This window comes from Mycolicibacterium sp. Y3, assembly GCF_051188035.1.
Classification (GTDB): Bacteria; Actinomycetota; Actinomycetes; order Mycobacteriales; family Mycobacteriaceae; genus Mycobacterium; species Mycobacterium fluoranthenivorans.
This window is the reverse complement of record NZ_JAVQLT010000001.1, coordinates 4,122,251-4,140,880: the sequence shown is the minus strand read 5'-3', so window position 1 is coordinate 4,140,880 and position 18,630 is coordinate 4,122,251. Positions and strand designations below refer to the sequence as shown.

Below are 18,630 nucleotides of genomic sequence, written 5' to 3'. Positions count from 1 at the left end.
AACATAGGAGGTGGCTAGCTGGCCCGGGACTGCCGGGCGGGTTCGGCCAGACCCAGGTGATCGCGCAGCGTGGTGCCCGTGTAGTCGGCGCGGAACACGCCGCGCTCCTGAAGCAACGGCACCACCGTGTCGACGAACGGGTCGAGTCCGCCCGGGGTCACGTGTGGGACGAGGATGAACCCGTCGCTCGCGTCGGACTGCACCAGGTGGTTGATCGACTCGGCTACAGTGGCAGGCGATCCGATGAAGCTCTGTCGCCCGGTCACCTCGACGATGAGCTCACGGGTGGTGAGGTTCTCGGCTTCGGCCTTGGCGCGCCATTCGTTGGCGACGGCGACGGGGTCCCGGTGCATCCGCACACTGGCCCGGCCCTTGGCGATGGTGTTCTCGCCGACGAGCGGGTCCACCGAGGGCAGCGGGCCGTCCGGGTCGTGGTCGGACAGATCGCGATTCCACAGCTGCTCAAGGAACTTGATGGCCGTGGCGGGGCTGACCTGGGCCAGCCGCACCTCGTGGGCGATCTCGGCGGCCTCGGCATCGGTATCGCCGAGGATGAACGTGGCCGCGGGCAGGATGAGCAGCTGTTCGTGGCTGCGGCCGTATTTCGCCAGCCGGCCCTTCACATCGGTGTAGAACGCCTGACCGTCCTCCAAGGTGCCGTGGCGCGAGAAGATGGCATCCGCCGACGACGCGGCGAACTCGCGGCCGTGATCGGAGTCGCCGGCCTGGAAGATGACCGGCCTGCCCTGCGGGCTGCGCGGCACGTTGAACCGGCCGCTGATATCGAAATGCTGGTCGGCGTAGGAGAATGCGCCGGCCTGCGGATCGGCGAGGAATACCCCGCGCTCCTTGTCGGCGACCACCTCGCCGCCGTGCCAGGAGTCGAACAGGGTGTGCGCCGCGCGCAGGAAGCTCTCGGCCCGGGAGTACCGTTGATCCTCGGCGAGATAGCCGCCGCGGCGGAAGTTCTCCCCGGTGAAGGCGTCCCAGGATGTCACGACGTTCCAGGCGGCGCGGCCGTCGGACAGGTGGTCCAACGACGCGAATTGCCGCGCCACCTCATAGGGTTCGTTGAACGTCGAGTTGATGGTGCCGGTCAGGCCGAGCCGGTCGGTCACCGCGGCGAGCGCGGCCAGCACCGTGAAGGTGTCCGGCCGGCCCACCACGTCGAGGTCGTAGATCAACCCGTTCTGTTCGCGCAGCCGCAGCCCCTCGGCCAGGAACAGGAAGTCGAACTTGCCGCGCTCGGCGGTCTGGGCGAAATGCACGAATGAGCTGAACTCGATGTGGCTGCCGGAGGCGGGGTCGCTCCAGACGGTGGTGTTGTTGACACCGGGGAAGTGGGCGGCCAGGTGAATCTGCTTGACGGGCTTGCTCATCTAGACTCCTGCGTACCGGTTGGCGGGGCGGGACAAGCCGAGCAGGTCGCGCAGCGTGGAACCCTGGTAGTGGTCCCGGAACAGGCCACGGCGGCGCAGTTCTGGGACCAGAGTGTCGGTGATCTGCGTCAGGTCGTGCGGCAGGGTGGCCGGCCGCAGCCGGAATCCGGCCGCGCCGGCGGCATGCCACTGCTGCAGAAGATCTGCCAATTCGGCTGCAGTGCCGACGAATATCTCGGCTTCACTGCGGTATTCGGCACCGAGCCGCTCATCGAGGCGCGCTTTGCGGGCGTGGGCCGCTGCGGAGGTGTCGGCGAGGAACACCACCAGATCGGCGAACACCCGGACGGGGGCAAGCCCGGCGGGTCGCTGCGCGGCGATGGTGTCCACCAGGGCGGCGGTCTCATCGGTGCTGTGCGGGGTGACGAACCCCAGATCGGTACCGCCGGCGATCAACTGATACACGGGGTCGACATGCCCCAGCGCGGCCACGATCGGTTGACCCTGCGGTGGGCGGGGGGTGATGGACGGCCCCTTGACCGAGAAGTGCGCGCCTTCGAAATCGATGTAGTGCAGCTTGTTCCGGTCGATGAACCGTCCGGTGCGGACATCGCGGATCTCGGCGTCGTCCTCCCAGCTGTCCCAGAGCCGGCGTAGCACCTCGATGTAGTCGGCGGCCTCGCCGATCAGATCGTCGGTGAGGGCGGGGGAGCGTTCACCTATCTCGCGCCGCCCGAAATGCCCGGCGGCCTCGGGGCTCGCCGAGATCTGCACCCGGACACCGGCCCGGCCGGAACTCACGTAGTCCAGCGTGGCGATGGCCTTGGACAGGTGGAACGGCTCGGTGTGGGTGGTGATCGCGGTGGGGATCAGGCCGATATGCCGGGTGGTGGGCGCCACCCGGGAGGCGATCAGGACCGCGTCGAGTCGGCCGCGCACCCGGTCGGTGCGTTCGTCGGACCGCCAGGGATGGTCGGACTGCAGGGCCAGACCGTCCTCGAAGGTGACCAGGTCCAGCAGCCCCTGTTCGGCAGTGCCGACCAGATCGGCCCAGTACCCGGCGGTAAGCAGGTCATGGGGGCGGGCGTCGGGCTCACGCCAGGCCGCCGGATGCCATCCCGTGCCGTCCAGGGCGACGGCGAGATGGATGAGGTCTGGATCGGGCACAGTGTCTCGCTTTCCTATCCGGTTCTCACCGACAACGCGCACACCGGGAAGGCCATTCCACGCCGCTGTTGTCAGCCCGTCCAGTCTCCGGCGCTGTCCTGGGGGTTCAAGGGATCGGCGCACGCTGATGCCAATGGCCCGGAGGTGGTGCTGAGCCGGCCGGACGGTGCCGCGAGCGATGCGATCGCCGCGCACCACCTGCGCGACGTCAGTGCGCCAGCATCAGGATCAGCTGAGACTGGATCTCACCGCAGATGAAGCCGAGCGCAGCGCCCAGGACGACGATGATCCACTCGTCGTCCTTGAACGCCGGGCGCAGCAGGTTCTCATATGACTGGGAGTCCAGCACCATCATCTTCTCGACCATGACGTTCTCCAGGTCGAGTCGTTCGGCCGCGTATTGCTCGATATACGAGGAGGTTTCGGGAAGCTTCTCGATGATGGAGCCGGCGATCTGCAGCTTCATGTCCTGATACTGGCGACCGCCCACGGCGCTGATCACCCGGCCGGCGAAGCCCATCTGGCTGTCGATGGTGCGGCCGATCTCGGTTTGGATGATGTCGAAGAACTTGTCCGACATCGGGCCGGTGAGAAGGCTCTCCATGATGGCCTTCGGGGTGAAGATCTCGCGGGCCATCAGCGCCGCATAGCCGTGGATGACCTGTTCGCGTTCGGCCTGAAACACGCCCTGCCACTTGATCCCGGGGAACACGGTCCTGCGCTCCAGCGGCCGGAAGATCATCTGCAACGCGACGTAGTCGGTCAGACCACCAGTGAGCAGACCGAACAGCGGCAACGCCAGGTGCCAGCCGGTGACACCGAACACCAGCATCTGCACCAGGCCGATGATGAACCCGAAGTACAGACCCGACTTGATCAGGAACTTGAACGCCGGCTTGCCGATGTCCTGGAAGACGTTGTTGAGCGTGGCCTTGTCCCGTACCAGATTGGTGATGACCATGTGCTTGATATCGAAGATCTGGTCGACCTGACCGCGGAACTCGCCGAACATGCCGCGGGCGGCCGACGGGATGCGACTCTCCACGTTCTTGACGATGATGTCTTTGACCTGGTCGGGCATCGCGCGCCACACCTGCGGCTGGAACGACATCATCATGGTGTCGACGAGTTCCCTGGCGGCGTCGCGCAACGGCTCGCCCAGCTCGGCGACCAGTTCGTCGGGATCGATCTTGTCGAACAGTTCCTCAGGTTTGAGGATGCCCGAGGTGAGCGAATCCACCGCCACGGCAGCCATTTTCGGTGCACGCTTGGGAATCTGGCCCTGCCAGCCGAAATACGGCTTGATGCCGACGAACTCGACCTGATAGAACATCATCTTCAGCGCCAGGATCTTGGTGACCCAACCGACGAAGGCCGCCCCTAGCGGAATGGTGACGTACACCCACCACGGGTAGGTGAAGGCGTGCTCGAACCAGTCGCTCATTTGGCTGCCTCCCAGAGTTCCTGGCCCAGATCGCTGATGAATATGGTTCTGCGGATCACCCGGGCGGCCCGCATCCCGCGACGGGCCCGGCCCAGCGCGGTGGCCACCGTGTGGTCGGTCTGCAGCATCTCGTACTCGTCATACATCGATGACGCCTCCGGACCCAGACGCACCAGACCGAGGGCGAGCATCCGGGTCAGATACAGCGGGGTGTGCATGGGCAGCGACACACCTGACTGCCGGCCGACGGTCGACGCGTTCTTCAACACGAACGACGGGGTGTTGCCGACCCCGGGTTCGGCGATGTGGATCACCGGGTAGGCGGAGCCGTCGGACAATGCGGCGAGTATGCGCGCCTCGTCCGGAACCAGCGCCTGCAGCAAATTCAGATATAGCACGTCTCGGCTGCTGTCGGGGCTGGTGTACATGGACCGGTCGAGCAACGAGCGCAGCAGCAGCGTGGGTGTGGTGGGTGCCTCGTCCTCGGTCTGCTCGGTGAGGGCGGCGGCGGGCGGATCGAGTTCCTCCAGATGTTGACGGACCGCCCGCACCACCGACCGCTCGACGTCCGCGAGCAGCGGTAACACCTCGTCCGCCCGCGGCATCTGGTTCACGGTGCGTCCGACGAGCTGCAGGCCGCCGCCGATGAACTGCAGCCCGTCGCCGACGAGCTGTCGGCCGCCTGAGAACAGGCCTCCCAGGCTCATGCTGCGCACCCCTCCCACGTTTGCCGCGCCTCGCGCCCGGCCCGCGTGGGCGCAACTTTGCCAGCAGCCACGCGCGAAAGCCTAATTGGCCGCAGGTGCCCGAGCGGGCGAATACGCGCAGTAAGCACTGTGCTCAGCCGCAGGTCAGCGGCTCAAGGTGTGCGCGTGCTTGGATTGGGTATGGGTTACCGATGCGGGTAGGCACTTTCAACATCCTGCACGGGCGAAGACCCGGCGGCGGGGTGGACGTGGATACCTTTGCCGATTGCATCCGAGCCCTGGATGTCGACCTGCTGGCGCTGCAAGAGGTCGACGTCGACCAGGCCCGCTCGGGCCGGGCCGATCTGACGGCGGTGGCCGCCGACGCGATGGGGGCGGTGGCGCATCGGTTCGCGGCCACGATCTCCGGTACTCCCGGGGCCGTGTGGGCGGCGGCGACCGGGGCCGAGCAACCCGGCGCGAGCGCCTACGGCGTCGCTCTGCTGTCGCGCTATCCGGTGCGGGACTGGCATGTCGTGTACCCGCCCCGGATCCCGTTCCGCTTTCCCGCGTACCTGCCGGGCACGCGCCGGGTGATGCTGATGGATGAGGAGCCGCGGGTCGCCATCGCCGGATGTTTTGACACCCCGCTGGGGGAGGTCACCGCGGCCAGCACCCATCTCAGCTTCGTCCCGGGCTGGAATCGCTTTCAGCTGCGCCGGCTGTGCCGTGAGCTGTCCGCGTTACCGGGCCCGCGCCTGCTGCTCGGCGATCTGAATCAGCCCGTGGCGGCGGCCGCCCGATGGTCCGGCATGCGGTCACTGGCCGCGGCTCGCACCTTCCCGGCGCATCGGCCCACCCGCCAGCTTGATCATCTGCTGACCGACCATCCGCGGCTGCGAGCGCGACGGTGCAGCACACCGGAGTTGCCGATCTCCGATCACCGGCCGATGGTGGTCGAACTGGAGCTCGCGGAGAACGTGCCGGCGCAGAGTCAAGCGCTGGTAAACGAAGGAGAATGAGATGGCCAAGCACCGGGCGGACGCGAAATCCGAAGAAGACGTGACCGCCGATCCGCATGTGGCATCGAGCCGGGCGAGCGAGGGCGGCGACGGCGCCTACGTGGGTCGCACGACGCCCGAGGACGCGCTCGACGCCGAGGAGTCTGGAGCCGAGGCGCGCGGCGCGCAATCCGACTGAGCACCAACGAAATTCATCGCAGCGGTCAGTGCGGGAAGGTGAAGACCAACACGATGACGGCGACCACGATGACCATCCAGGCCGCCAGCGGTACCAGCACGCCGCCGCGCCGGCGCGCGGTGACGAACGACGCCACCACGGCCAGTCCGGCGACGGCCGGTACCCCGTACTGAATGAGGCTGAACCCGAGGGTGTTCAGCCGCGAGCAGTCGGGCTCACTGCAGCCCGCGGTGCCGAGTACCTGCATGTAGGCGAACCCGACCACCGCGGCCGCAGCGGGGATGGTGGCCAGGGCGAGCACCCAGTTGAGCACAGGTGACCTATCGGTCGACTTCGTCGATGAACTGGGTGACGCCATGATTCCTCCGGTGATAGCCCGAAATTACTTCCAGATCAACAGGTCCTGGCCACCATTGCTGTAGACCACGCTCTCTGGCGCCGGACCGGTGACGTCGAAGTAGATCTTGCCGGTATTGCTGGTACCGGCCTGCAGCGGAGCCGGGCTGACACCCGTTGCCGTCGGCGCGGGCACGGCGTGGTAGCTGGCACCGGTGGCGGTGCGTGCGTTGAAGTCGGTCACCACGGGTGTCGCGGTGCCCTCGACGGCCTGCACGGTCGCGGTGGCCTCATACAGGGTTCCGTTCACCGGCACCGGCAGGGTGTCGGTGCTCGGGTGCAGCTCATCGACCGTCCAGGCGGTCACGGTGCCGCCGGCGTCATCGAGTTTCTGCTGGTTGCCGTAACTTTCGCTGACCGGCGCGGCACCTGCCGCCGCTGCTGTCAGTACTGCGAGCGACAGGGTGGCGAAGGTGGTACCGGCGGCACCGGCGATCGTTTTGGCATGCATGACTTTTCCTCTCCTTGGGGGTTCGGACTCCCGAGGACTACCCGGGTCCGTGGAGAGGGAAACGTCAGATCTTGCGCTGCCAGGTCCAGCCGGTGATCGCGGGGTCGTCCTCGCCGTGTTCGCGGGTGTAGTGCTTGGCGGCCAGACGTGCGTCGACCATCTCCTGGCGCAGACCGGCGGCTGCGCTGCCCAATCCGGGTACCCGGTCGATGACATCCATCACGAGATGAAACCGGTCGAGGTCGTTGAGCATCACCATGTCGAACGGCGTCGTGGTGGTACCGCGCTCCTTGAACCCGCGCACATGCAGCTGAGCATGGTTGGTGTGCCGGTAGGTCAGCCGGTGAATCAACCACGGATAGCCGTGGTAGGCGAAGATGATCGGCTTGTCGGTGGTGAACAGAGCGTCGAACTCGTGATCGGGCAGCCCGTGCGGATGCTCGGACTCGGGTTGCAGCCGCATGATGTCGACGACGTTGACCACCCGCACGCCGAGGTCGGGCAGCCGGCGGCGCAGGATGTCGGCGGCCGCCAGGGTCTCCAGGGTGGGGACGTCACCCGCGCACGCCAGCACCACATCGGGCTCGCCCAAGCCATTCCCCGGGGTGGAGGAACTGGCCCACTCCCAGATCCCCGCGCCGCGGGTGCAATGCGCGACAGCCTCATCCATCGTCAGGTAGGTCAAGGCGGGCTGTTTGCCCGCCACGATGACGTTCACGTACTGGCGGCTGCGCAGGCAGTGGTCCCCGACCGCGAGCAGGGTGTTGGCGTCCGGCGGCAGGTACACCCGGACCACCTCGGGGCGTTTGTTGGCGACATGGTCGATGAAACCGGGATCCTGGTGTGAGGCACCGTTGTGGTCCTGGCGCCAGACATGAGATGTCAGAAGGTAATTCAGCGATGCCACCGGGCGCCGCCAGTCCAGATGTGCGCTGCTGGTCAGCCATTTGGCGTGCTGGTTGACCATGGAATCGACGATGTGGACGAAAGCCTCGTAGCAGTTGAACAATCCATGCCGCCCGGTGAGCAGGTAGCCCTCCAGCCAACCCTGGCACAGGTGTTCGGACAGCACCTCCATCACCCGTCCGCTCGACGCGAGATGCTCGTCGTCTTCGGAGATATCCGCCAGCCAGACCTTGTCGGTGGTCTCGAACACCGCCGACAGCCGGTTGGACGCGGTCTCGTCGGGTCCCATCAGGCGGAAGTTGTCCGGGTTACGCGCGATCACATCGCGCAGGAAGGTGCCCAGTACCCGGGTGGCCTCCGCCGACCCGTTGGCGGGCGAGCTCACCTCGACCGCGTAGTCGTGCATCGGCGGCAGGTCGAGATCGCGCAGCAGCACACCGCCGTTGGCATGCGGGTTGGCCCCCATCCGGCGGGTGCCCACCGGCGCCAGCGCCCGCAGTTCGGGCAGCAGCGCACCGGTGTCGTCGAACAGTTCTTCGGGACGGTAACTGCGCAACCACGTTTCCAGCGCCGCCCGGTGCGCGGGATTGGTGCGGGTTTCGGCCAGCGGCACCTGATGGGATCGCCAGGTGCCCTCCACCTTCACGCCGTCGACCTCGGCCGGGCCGGTCCAGCCCTTCGGTGTGCGCAGGATGATCATCGGCCACAGCGGCCGGCCCACCTCACCGTCTTCGCGCGACGCCCGCTGAATGGCGCCGATCTGGTCGAAGGCCTCGTCCAGCGCCGCCGCCAACTGCTGGTGCACGTCTGCGGGATCATCACCGGCCACGGTGATCGGGATGTAGCCGTAGCCGGTGAACAACGATTCCAGCTCTTGCTGCGGAATCCGCGACAGCACTGTGGGATTGGCGATCTTGTAGCCGTTGAGATGCAGGATCGGCAGCACCGCCCCGTCGCGGACCGGGTCGAGGAACTTGTTGGAATGCCAACTCGCCGCCAGCGGTCCGGTCTCGGCCTCGCCGTCGCCCACGACGGCCGCCACCACCAGGTCGGGATTGTCGAAAGCGGCGCCGAAGGCATGTACGAGCGCATAGCCGAGCTCGCCGCCCTCGTGGATGGATCCGGGCGTCTCTGCCGCGACGTGACTGGGGATGCCACCGGGAAACGAGAACTGCCGGAACAGCTTCCGCAACCCCTCGGCGTCCTGGCCGATGCCGGTGTACACCTCGCTGTAGGTGCCCTCGAGGTAGGTGTTGGCCACCAGCCCCGGGCCGCCGTGCCCGGGACCGGTGACGAACACCACATCGGAGTCGCGGTGCCGGATCACCCGGTTCAGGTGCGCGTAGAGCAGGTTGAGCCCGGGGGTGGTGCCCCAGTGCCCCAGCAGCCGAGGTTTGACGTGCTCGGGCTGCAGTGGTTCGCGCAGCAGCGGATTGTCCAGCAGGTAGATCTGACCCACCGACAGATAGTTGGCAGCCCGCCAGTACGCATCCAGCTGGGTGAGCTCGGCATCAGAGAGCGGTGCAGTGGTGGTGGTCATAACTACCGGCTTACCAGTTGTCTACGAGTGCTCGACAGGGGATTAGGTCCCGATGTTGACCGGCCCGACCCCCCAGATGTCGTCGCAGTACTCCTCGATCGCCCGGTCGGAAGAGAACTTGCCGCTGCGGGCCGTGTTCAGGATCGACATGCGCGACCACGCATCGCGGTCCTGCCACGCGGCACTCACGCGGTCCTGGCACTCGACATAGGAGGCGTAGTCCGCGAGCACGAGGAAGGGGTCGTCGTAGCGCAGGTTGTCGATCAGTGGGCGGAACACCTCGGTGTCACCGTGCGAGAAGTGGCCGCCGGCAATGAGATCGAGGACGGCCGCCAGTTCGGGGTTGGCCGCGACATAATCCGACGGCCGGTAGCCGTCGCGCTTGAGTGCCTCGACCTCGTCCACGGTGAGCCCGAACAGGAAGAAGTTCTCGGCACCGGCCTCTTCGCGGATCTCGACGTTGGCACCGTCGAGAGTGCCGATGGTCAGTGCCCCGTTCATCATGAACTTCATGTTGCCGGTGCCCGAGGCTTCCTTACCTGCGGTCGAGATCTGCTCGGACAGGTTGGCGGCCGGGTAGATCAGGTGAGCGTTCTGCACGTTGAAGTTGGGCAGGAACACCACTTTCATGAAGCGGTTGACCTCGGGATCGAAGTTGACCATGTCGCCGACGGCGGTGATCAGCTTGATGATGCGCTTGGCCAGGAAGTAGCCGGGGGCGGCCTTGCCGCCGAAGATGTAGGCCCGGGGCGCCATCTCGATGCCGGGGTTCTTCTTGATCCGCAGGTACTGGGTGACGATGTTCAGCACGTTGAGGTGCTGACGCTTGTACTCATGGATGCGCTTGACCTGGATGTCGAACAGCCAGGACGGATCCAGTTCGACGCCCGTCTCGGCGAGCACCAGTTCCGCGAGCCGTGACTTGTTGGCCCGCTTCACATCTCGCCATTCCGCCCGGAACCCGTCGTCCTCGATGAACGGTTCCAGCCCGCGCAACCGGTCCAGATGTGTCAGCCACCCGTCACCGATGGTGCGATCCAGCAGCTGGCGCAGTCCTGGGTTCGACAGCGCCACGAAACGACGTGGTGTCACACCGTTGGTCTTGTTCGAGAAGCGTTCCGGCCACAGCTCGTAGAAGTCCTTGAGGACGCTTTCCTTGAGCAGTTCGGAGTGCAGCGCGGCGACACCGTTGATCGCGTGGCTGCCGACGGTGGCCAGGTAGGCCATCCGCACGGTCTTGCCGCCCTCTTCGCCGATCAGCGACATCCGGCGCACCCGGTCCTCGTCACCGGGGAACTTGGCGCGCACCTCGTCCAGGAACCGGCTGTTGATCTCGTAGATGATCTCCAGGTGCCGGGGCAGGCTCTCACCGAAGATCTCCAGCGACCACTTCTCCAGGGCCTCGGGCAGCAGCGTGTGGTTGGTGTACCCGAAGGTGGCCACGGTGATGTCCCAGGCCGTGTTCCAGTCCAGCCGGCGTTCGTCGACCAGCAGGCGCATGAGCTCGGCGACACCGATCGAGGGGTGAGTGTCGTTGAGCTGGATGGCAAAACGCTCGGGCAGCTCCAAAATCGACAGATCAGCCAGATCATCGACGATGTGCAGAACGTGCTGCAGTGAGCAGGACACGAAGAAGTACTGCTGCAGCAGCCGCAGTCGCTTGCCCGCCTCGGGTTCGTCGTTCGGATAGAGCACCTTGGTGACGGTCTCGGAGGTGACCTCCTCCTCGACGGCCTTGTAGTAGTCGCCGGTGTTGAACGCCTCCAGCGCGAACTCGTGCACCGCCCGCGCGCTCCACAGGGTGAGCACATTGCACGTCTTGACCCCGTAGCCCTGGATCGGGGTGTCGTAGGCGACACCCTTGATGACTCGGGCGGGCACCCAGCGGATCCGGGACACGCCGGCGTCGTCGGTGTAGTGCTCGGTGTGGCCTTCCCAGTTGACCAGGTAGTTCACATCGGGCTTGGCGATCTCCCAGGGATTTCCGTTGTCCAGCCAATTGTCGGTCTTCTCGACCTGCCAGCCGTCCTGGATCTCCTGGTCGAAGATGCCGAACTCATAGCGGATGCCGTACCCGATCGCGGGGCGTGCCAGCGTCGCCAGTGAATCCAGATAGCAGGCCGCCAGTCGGCCGAGGCCGCCGTTGCCCAGGCCGGGTTCCTCCTCGCACGCCAGCACCTCGTCGAGGTCCTGGCCGAGTTCGCTCAGTGCGGCCCGGGCGGCCTGCTCGATGCCGAGGTTGAGCAGGTTGGCACCCAGCTGCGGCCCCATCAGGAATTCCGCGGACAGGTAGCAGGTGAGCTTGCTGCCGAGGTCCAGTGATGTCTGGGTGGAAGCGACGCGGTTGTCCTGCATGCGGTCCCGGACGGCCAGCGCCAGCGCCCGGTAGTAGTGCTCGGGGCGCAGGGCGGCGGCGGGACGACCGATCGAGTACCGCACGTGGTCGATGATGGCGCGGCGCAGGGCGTCGGAGGACAGGCCGGTGCGGGCACGCTCGGCGTTCGGGGAAGGCACATCGAGATCGGTCATGGGGAAAGTCTGGCAGGGGTGCGTGCACATCGCGCGCGCAATGAGCGTCGGACGGGTGAACGGATATGAGACGCTGCGGGCATGTCCGGTGTACCCGAGCTGGTCGACGTGTTGCCGCAGCACCGCATCGATGAGGCCGCACTGGGCCGGTACCTGCGTGGACACGGGATCGACGGGCCGCTGGAAATCCGCCAGTTCCAGGGCGGTCAGAGTAATCCCACCTTCCATTTGCGCACGGGCGCAGGAGAATTCGTGCTTCGTAAGAAGCCGCCTGGGGTGCTGTTGCCGCGTGCCCACGACGTCGGCCGTGAGCATCGGGTGATGGCGGCACTGGCCGGCTCCGGCGTGCCGGTACCGGTGATGCGGCTGATGTGTGAGGACGCAGAGGTCATCGGCACGCCGTTCTTCGTGATGGACCACGTGCCCGGTCGGGTGTTCCCGGACCGGGTGTTGCGCGACGGCACCCCGGCCGAACGGGCCGCGGTCTACGAGGACCTGGCCCGCGTGCTGGCTCGGTTGCACAGCGTGGACTGGCGCGAGGCGGGACTGGGAGACTTCGGCAGACCCGACGGCTACCTGGCGCGTCAGGTGGCGCTGTGGACGCGGTCGTGGGCGGCGGTCAAGGTCGAGGAATGCCAGGACATGGAGCGGCTGGCGGGCTGGCTGCCCGAGCATCTGCCGGCCGACGACCGGGCCACCATCGCGCACGGGGATTACCGGCTGGGCAATGTGCTGATCCATCCGAGCGAGCCGCGCATCGTGGCGGTGCTGGACTGGGAGCTGGCCACCATCGGCCACCCGCTGGCCGATCTGGGCTATGCCGCCATGACCTATCACCTGCCCGGTGACGCCGACCCGTTGATGGGGGTGGCCGGCGAGGACCTCGCCGGGACCGGTATCCCCACCCAGGACGAGTTCGTGGCGAGCTACTGCCGGCACGCCGGTGTGGAGGTGCCCGCGGACCTGGACAGCTATGTCGTCTTCTCGATGTTCCGGCTGGCGTCGATCGTGGCCGGAGTGTGGAAACGCGGGCTGGACGGTAACGCGTCCGACTCCCGGGCCGGTACCGACCTGTTTCGGGACCGGTATCGGGGCCTGGCCCGACGAGCGTGGGCGCTGGCCGGCGGACTGTGAAATCGACCCGTCGGGTAGTAAAGTTCTGGCCGGATGAGAATTGCATTCTTCAAAACGGATAGGGTCCTCTCATGGATGTTCGGCTCACCGGTGAGCAGCAACAGCTCCGGGACGCGGCCGCCAAACTCGCCGACGATCTCGGTCCGGGTGCGGTCGGCGAGTTGGATGACACCGAGCGGGTGGCGCGGTTGGAGAAGACCGTCGCCGCCACCGGGTGGCGCTCGCTGCGCTCCGACGGCGCCTCGGGTGTGGAGGTCGCGCTGGTCGCCGAGGAGTTCGGCCGCCGGCTGGTCGATGTGCCTTTTCTCGGGCCGCTGCTCGCCGACGATCTCGGGCAGGACGCGGCGACGATCGTCTTCGGTGCGCATGCGCCCGATGCGCGCGGCCTGAACCGCGGTGTGGTGCTCGACGGTGTCGCGCTCGGCGCCGTCACGCTGGGCGAACCCGCCCCCGGGGTGGACCTGACCCGTTGGCAGGCGCCGGCCGGCGAGGTCACCCCGGCCGGTGCCCTCGATACCGCGTCGGCGCAGCGCGCCCAAGCGCTGGCGCTGGTGGTGACCGCGGCGGACATCCTCGGCGCGGCGCGCGGTGCCTTCGACCTCGCTTGCGACTACGCCAAGGTGCGCGAGCAGTACGGCAAGGCCATCGGCTCCTATCAGGCCGTTGCGCACCTGCTCGCCGAAAGCCTGGTCCTCATCGAGGGCTCGACCAGCATCCTGCGCTACGCGGCCTGGGCGGTCGACGAGGAGGATCCGGACGTCGCGCTGCAGGCCGCCCGGGTGGCCAAGGTGTACTGCGCGAAATCCGCACACACCGTGTGCGAAACCGCCATCCAGGTCCACGGCGGTATCGGCAACACCTGGGAATGCCTGGCGCACGTGTACCTGCGCCGGGTGCTGGTGTCCACCGGTCTGTGGCCGGTGTCGTTGAAGGAGATCTCCGTTGGACTTTCGTGACTCCGAATCCGAAGCCGCCTTCCGTGGGCGTCTGCGGGCCTGGCTCGCCGAACAGGCCCCGACCTTCCCCAAATCGACCGAGGAGTACTGGGCCCGGCAGGGGGAGTGGCACCAATCCCTGCACGCCGCAGGGTTTTTCGGGGCAACCTGGCCCAAGGAGTTCGGCGGCCTGGAACTACCCCCGGTGTACGACGTCATCGTGGACGAAGAACTGGCCCGGGCGGGGGCCCCGCCCCGGCCCAGTCTCGGCTACCTGGTGACCGGGTTGGGCCGGCATGCGAGTAAGGAAGTGCAGCAGCGTTTCCTGCCCGGCATGATCGACGGCACGCAGCGTTGGTGCCAGGGCTTCTCCGAGCCCGGCGCCGGTTCCGACCTCGCCTCGCTGACCACCGCGGCCACCCTGGACGGCGATGAGTACGTCATCAACGGGCACAAGATCTGGACCAGCTACTCCGACGTCGCAGACTGGTGCCTGCTGCTGGCCCGGACCGACAAGTCCGTGCCGCGGCACAAAGGCATCTCGGCGTTCCTGGTCTCCATGCACCAACCCGGTATCGAGCAACGGCCGCTGAAGATGATCAACGGGGTCAGCAACGAATTCGGCCAGGTGCTGTTCGACGGTGCGCGGGTGCCCGCCAGTCAGATGGTCGGCAACCCGGGTGACGGCTGGGCTTTGGCGATGACCGTCGTCGGCCACGAGCGTGAGCCGTCCACGCTGGGTTACGCCGCGCGCTACGAGAAGACGGTGAACCAGCTGGCCCGCCGCGGCGCGCCGAGTGACGAATTGGCTTGGGCCACAGTGCAGGTGCAGGTGCTGCGGCAGCACGTGCGCCGGCGACTGTCCGAGCAGCTCGACGGGATCTCGCACGGTCCCGAAGGATCCATCGACAAACTGTTGATGACATGGGTCGAGCAGTCCGTCGGGCATGCGGTGCTGGCCCAGACCGGCACCGCCGACCCCGACCTGTTCAGCACCTACCTCTACAGCCGGTCCCAGAGCGTCATGGGCGGCACCTCACAGATCCAGAAGAACATCATCGCTGGCCGAATCCTGAGAATGGCGGTTTGACATGTACGACATGCCCGAGGAGATCCAGGTCGAGGCCGACGGCCCACTGCGCATCATCACGCTGAACCGGCCCGAGGAGCTCAACGCCGTCAACGACGATCTGCACGTCGGCCTGGCGCGGATCTGGAATCGGCTGAGTCTGGACCCCACCGCTCGAGTCGCCGTGATCACCGGTGCGGGCAAGGCGTTCTCCGCCGGTGGTGACTTCGCCTATATCAAAGAGCTCAGCGAGGATGTCGAGCTGCGCACCAAGACCATCATCGACGGCCGCGAGATCGTGATGGGCATGGTGCGCTGCCGCATCCCGGTGATCGCTGCCGTGAACGGCCCGGCCGTCGGCCTGGGCTGCAGCGTGGTGGCGTTGAGCGACATCGTCTACATGGGGGAGAAGGCGTTCCTGGCCGACCCGCACGTGCAGGTGGGTCTGGTGGCCGCCGACGGCGGACCGCTCGTGTGGCCGATGCAGATGAGCATTCTGCAGGCCAAGGAGTACGCGTTGACCGGTGCCCGGATCCCGGCGCAGAAGGCGGTCGAGCTCGGTCTGGCCAACCATGTGGTCGTCGATCCGCTGGCCGAGGCGCTGGGTGCGGCCAAGCGCATCCTGGAATTGCCGCAGAAGGCGGTGGAGAGCACCAAGCGCATCCTGAACATGCAGCTGGAACATCAGGTCCAGATCACCCTGGACTATGCGACCACGGCCGAGGAACTCACCTTCGACACCCCGGAGCTCAAGGCGAATATCGAGCGACTGCTGCAAAGCAAGTAGCAGATCACGGCTTTCACGCGCTCTATACTCACGCGATGAGCATCAGGGCGTGGCTGGCGGTCGCCGCCGGTGTCGTGGGGTTGACCGTCGCTCCGATGGTGGTGGCGATACCGGCGCACGCCGACGTCTGTGGCAGCGTCGGTGGCCGGCGCGGACACGTCAGCGTCGGCGGCTGCACCGATATCGCCGGCGTCATCGCGGACTGGGCGCCGCCACCGTCGATGTATGCGCCGCTGCCGGAGGACTTCGAGACGGCCCCGCCGCCTCCGCCTCCGCCACCGCCGATCGGGTCGAATGTCAGCGTGTGCGGCAATGTCGGCGGGCCCCGTGGACACGTCAGCGTGAGCGGCTGTACCTAGAGCTCACACCGCCGACAGGTACCGCTTGGTGATGATCCGTTGCGCCACAGCGGTGATCGGTGCGCCGAGCCGGCTCCACCAGGTGCCGTGCCGCGAGAACGCGATGACCTCCGCGAACACGGTGTCGGTGGTGGGGTCATAGCGCACGGTGAACAGTTCCTCGCCGGATTCCGGATGCCCGGGCAGGGTGCCGTAGGCGAACCCGCGGCGGTGGTCTTCCGCCAGCACGTACACCACCCGGCACGATGCGCGCAGCGGGCCGAATCCGACCACCACCTCGCTGCCCACCGCCGCGATATCGCCGTCGGCCCGCACCAGCACCCCGGCGCCGCGCTGCATACCCCAGTGCATGACCGCGTCGGCGGCGGCCTCGAAGCGCGCGCGCCCGTTCCCGATCGGCGCCACCGCGTGCACATGGTGATACCCGGCGGGCAGCGGGCCGTTGGTCGCGCCGACTTCGGGATAGGTCAGGTCCACCGGTTCACTATCGCAGTCAGGACGGCTGGTCGGGGGAAACCTGAGCCGTGCGGAACCTGTCGCGATATGCCTTCGGGGACAACCCCAACTGGGTGACGAACACCCGGCGCAGCGTTTCGGCGCTGCCGAAGCCGGCGATCTGCGCCGCGTCGGCCACGCTGTGCCCCGCGTCGAGCGCGCCCCGCGCGGTGTCGATGCGGACCTTCTCCACGTACCGGGCCGGCGTGGTGCCCAGCTCGGTGTGAAACAGCCGGGTCAGCTGGCGGGTGCTCAACGCCGCCACCGCGGCAAGGCGTTTCACGCTGTGGTCGGCACCCGGATCGGCGGCGATGGCGGCGGTGACCGCCCGCAACGCCGATTCCTGCGGCGGGTCGGCCTCCACCAGTGCGGAGAACTGCGACTGGCCGCCCGCGCGTTTGAGGTACACCACCAGGGAGCGCGCCACCGAACGCACCAGCTCGGCACCGTGGTCCTGCTCGACAAGCGCCAGCGCCAGATCGATACCCGCCGTGACACCTGCCGACGTGTAGACGTCCCCGTCGCGTACGAAGATCGCATCCGGTTCCACGCCGATCTGCGGGAACGCGTGGGCGAGCAGGGTGACGTGGCGCCAGTGTGTGGTGGCTCGCCGGCCGTCCAGCAGTCCCGCGGTGGCCAGGATGAACGCGCCGGTGCAGATGGACGCCAGCCGGCCGGTGCGTGGCGGCACCTCGCGCACCGCGTCGACGAGCGCGGGATCGATCGCGTGGGCGGTGAGGTTGTCGCCACCGGCGACCAGCACCGTGTCGGCGGATTCGATGTCCGCGAGCCGGTCGGTGACGGCGAACGGGGTCCCGATGGACGTGGTGACATCACGCCCGTCGGGTGAGGCGATCCGGAGCCGATACCGCGCCCCGAACCTGTTGGCTTCGGCGAAGACCTCGGCCGGGCCCGCGACGTCGAGCAGTTTCACGCCGTCGAAGACGACGATGACCATCTCCCGCGTTGTCACCTGCCCATTGTGTCGCATTCTGTGGGAAAGACGGCCGCTGCGCCATACGCGGTGCCCGGCTCCCGGATCGAGACTGGTGTCAGCAAGCCAAAAGGAGCTGCAGAACAAGGAGATTCGATCGTGAGCACTTCCACCGCCGAGACCATCGCGGACATCGTCATCCCGGACACCGCCTTGGTGCGCGATGTCACCGCCTATATCCGCGACACCGAGGACGACCTGCTGTACCACCACTCACGCCGGGTGTATCTGTTCGGCGCTCTGCATGCGCGCCGCCGTGGGTTGCGGCCCGACCTGGAACTGCTCTACACCGGCGCCATGTTCCACGACATCGGGCTGACCGACGGCTACCGCGACTCACAGCTGCGCTTCGAGGTCGACGGTGCGAATGCCGCCCGGGATTTCCTGCTGCAGCGGGGCATCGACGAGAACTCGGCCAAACTGGTGTGGTTGGGCATCGCGCTGCACACCACGCCCGGTGTGCCCGAATTCCTGGACCCGGAGGTGGCCTCGGTCATCGCGGGTGTCGAGACCGATGTGGTGGGCATCGGCCGTGACCTGCTGTCGGAGGAGCAGATCGCCGCCGTGACCGCGGCGCATCCGCGGCCGGATTTCAAGAACCGCATCCTGCAGGCCTTCGCCGACGGCAACGTGCACCGGCCGGCGAGCACATTCGGGAACATGAACGCCGATGTGCTGGCGCACTACGACCCGTCTTACGTGCGGGCCGATTTCGTCGAGATCATCCGGAACAACAGCTGGCCCGAGTAGGGCTCTTGACGTGAGAGCGGCCACAGACGTACTGTTGCCGCCATCACAAATTGAAACGTTTCAAAACGGGATGGGTGATGACGGAGCGAGTGTGCTTCCTGCTGAAACTGCGCCAAGACCGGGTGACCGAGTATCTGGACGCCCATCAGGTGGTGTGGCCCGAGATGCTGGCAGCGCTCAGCACGGCGGGCTGGCGTAACTACTCGCTGTTCGTCCGTCCCGAGGACGGTCTGGTGGTCGGATACCTCGAGACGGATGACTTCGACGCGGCCCAGGAACGGATGGCCCGCACCGATATCAACACACGCTGGCAGGCCGGCATGGCCGAGTACTTCGAGGCCGGCGCACCTGACGCCGGTATTCGCCCGCTCACGCACTACTTTCATCTCGTCTGACCCAGGAGCACTGC

Annotated in this window: 19 protein-coding genes; 9 read left to right on the top strand and 10 right to left on the bottom strand. The window is 66.9% G+C overall.

Annotated elements, in window-relative coordinates:
* Window positions 1–14 precede the first annotated feature (14 nt).
* From QN239_RS20105 to QN239_RS20090, 4 genes are all read right to left on the bottom strand, one after another.
* Window positions 15–1,379: an NtaA/DmoA family FMN-dependent monooxygenase gene (locus QN239_RS20105; RefSeq protein ID WP_499012969.1), complete on the bottom strand. Its 1,365-nt coding sequence runs from the start codon at window positions 1,377–1,379 to the stop codon at window positions 15–17.
* Window positions 1,380–2,546, bottom strand: a complete 1,167-nt coding sequence (locus tag QN239_RS20100) for an LLM class flavin-dependent oxidoreductase (protein WP_499012968.1) — start codon at window positions 2,544–2,546, stop codon at window positions 1,380–1,382.
* A 208-nt stretch (window positions 2,547–2,754) separates the two neighbouring features.
* A complete protein-coding gene (locus QN239_RS20095; RefSeq protein ID WP_499012966.1) occupies window positions 2,755–3,990 on the bottom strand; it encodes a DUF445 domain-containing protein in 1,236 nt (411 codons plus the stop codon).
* Window positions 3,987–4,697, bottom strand: a complete 711-nt coding sequence (locus QN239_RS20090) for an Abi-alpha family protein (protein ID WP_499012965.1) — start codon at window positions 4,695–4,697, stop codon at window positions 3,987–3,989. The genes QN239_RS20095 and QN239_RS20090 overlap by 4 nt, the downstream gene beginning before the upstream one ends.
* A 191-nt stretch (window positions 4,698–4,888) precedes the next feature.
* Between QN239_RS20090 and QN239_RS20085 the strand changes: the two genes are divergently transcribed.
* Both QN239_RS20085 and QN239_RS20080 read left to right on the top strand, forming a co-directional pair.
* Window positions 4,889–5,698 carry an endonuclease/exonuclease/phosphatase family protein gene (locus tag QN239_RS20085; protein WP_499012964.1) on the top strand — a complete coding sequence of 270 codons (810 nt, stop codon included), beginning with the start codon at window positions 4,889–4,891 and terminating at the stop codon, window positions 5,696–5,698.
* A 1-nt stretch (window position 5,699) separates the two neighbouring features.
* Entirely contained in the window at window positions 5,700–5,876 is a 177-nt protein-coding gene (locus tag QN239_RS20080) for a hypothetical protein (protein ID WP_499012962.1), read from the top strand.
* A 25-nt stretch (window positions 5,877–5,901) separates the two neighbouring features.
* Here QN239_RS20080 and QN239_RS20075 read toward each other — a convergent pair whose 3' ends face one another.
* The 4 genes from QN239_RS20075 to QN239_RS20060 form a co-directional block, all read right to left on the bottom strand.
* Entirely contained in the window at window positions 5,902–6,234 is a 333-nt protein-coding gene (locus QN239_RS20075; RefSeq protein WP_499012960.1) for a hypothetical protein, read from the bottom strand.
* Window positions 6,235–6,258: 24 nt separating this feature from the next.
* Window positions 6,259–6,723 carry a DUF1942 domain-containing protein gene (locus QN239_RS20070; RefSeq protein ID WP_499012959.1) on the bottom strand — a complete coding sequence of 155 codons (465 nt, stop codon included), beginning with the start codon at window positions 6,721–6,723 and terminating at the stop codon, window positions 6,259–6,261.
* 64 nt (window positions 6,724–6,787) lie between these two features.
* Window positions 6,788–9,169 carry a phosphoketolase family protein gene (locus tag QN239_RS20065; protein ID WP_499012957.1) on the bottom strand — a complete coding sequence of 794 codons (2,382 nt, stop codon included), beginning with the start codon at window positions 9,167–9,169 and terminating at the stop codon, window positions 6,788–6,790.
* A 42-nt stretch (window positions 9,170–9,211) separates the two neighbouring features.
* Window positions 9,212–11,698 (bottom strand): glycogen/starch/alpha-glucan phosphorylase, encoded by a 2,487-nt coding sequence (locus QN239_RS20060; RefSeq protein WP_499012955.1) that lies wholly within the window; start codon window positions 11,696–11,698, stop codon window positions 9,212–9,214.
* Window positions 11,699–11,779: 81 nt separating this feature from the next.
* On the opposite strand from QN239_RS20060, the gene QN239_RS20055 reads away from it, so the two are divergent.
* The 5 genes from QN239_RS20055 (at window position 11,780) to QN239_RS20035 (ending at window position 15,982) form a co-directional block, all read left to right on the top strand.
* The gene (locus tag QN239_RS20055; RefSeq protein ID WP_499012954.1) at window positions 11,780–12,832 is read left to right on the top strand and encodes a phosphotransferase family protein; all 1,053 of its coding nucleotides are present in this window, start codon (window positions 11,780–11,782) and stop codon (window positions 12,830–12,832) included.
* A gap of 71 nt (window positions 12,833–12,903) precedes the next feature.
* Window positions 12,904–13,788, top strand: coding sequence for an acyl-CoA dehydrogenase family protein (locus QN239_RS20050; protein WP_499012952.1), 885 nt, complete (start codon window positions 12,904–12,906; stop codon window positions 13,786–13,788).
* Window positions 13,775–14,857, top strand: a complete 1,083-nt coding sequence (locus QN239_RS20045; protein WP_499012951.1) for an acyl-CoA dehydrogenase family protein — start codon at window positions 13,775–13,777, stop codon at window positions 14,855–14,857. Before QN239_RS20050 ends, QN239_RS20045 begins: the two co-directional genes overlap by 14 nt.
* Window position 14,858: 1 nt before the next feature.
* The gene (locus tag QN239_RS20040; RefSeq protein ID WP_499012949.1) at window positions 14,859–15,623 is read left to right on the top strand and encodes an enoyl-CoA hydratase/isomerase family protein; all 765 of its coding nucleotides are present in this window, start codon (window positions 14,859–14,861) and stop codon (window positions 15,621–15,623) included.
* 35 nt (window positions 15,624–15,658) lie between these two features.
* A complete protein-coding gene (locus QN239_RS20035; RefSeq protein WP_499012947.1) occupies window positions 15,659–15,982 on the top strand; it encodes a hypothetical protein in 324 nt (107 codons plus the stop codon).
* Between the two features lie 3 nt (window positions 15,983–15,985).
* Here the strand turns inward: QN239_RS20035 and QN239_RS20030 are convergent, their stop codons facing one another.
* Complete coding sequence (locus QN239_RS20030) at window positions 15,986–16,459, bottom strand: DUF1990 domain-containing protein (protein ID WP_499012945.1); 474 nt, start codon at window positions 16,457–16,459, stop codon at window positions 15,986–15,988.
* A gap of 16 nt (window positions 16,460–16,475) precedes the next feature.
* Window positions 16,476–17,468 (bottom strand): GlxA family transcriptional regulator, encoded by a 993-nt coding sequence (locus QN239_RS20025; protein ID WP_499012944.1) that lies wholly within the window; start codon window positions 17,466–17,468, stop codon window positions 16,476–16,478.
* Between the two features lie 102 nt (window positions 17,469–17,570).
* Here QN239_RS20025 and QN239_RS20020 point away from each other — a divergent pair, with 102 nt between their 5' ends.
* Both QN239_RS20020 and QN239_RS20015 read left to right on the top strand, forming a co-directional pair.
* Window positions 17,571–18,221: an HD domain-containing protein gene (locus QN239_RS20020; protein WP_499012942.1), complete on the top strand. Its 651-nt coding sequence runs from the start codon at window positions 17,571–17,573 to the stop codon at window positions 18,219–18,221.
* 77 nt (window positions 18,222–18,298) lie between these two features.
* Window positions 18,299–18,616 carry an L-rhamnose mutarotase gene (locus tag QN239_RS20015; RefSeq protein WP_499012940.1) on the top strand — a complete coding sequence of 106 codons (318 nt, stop codon included), beginning with the start codon at window positions 18,299–18,301 and terminating at the stop codon, window positions 18,614–18,616.
* Window positions 18,617–18,630 lie beyond the last annotated feature (14 nt).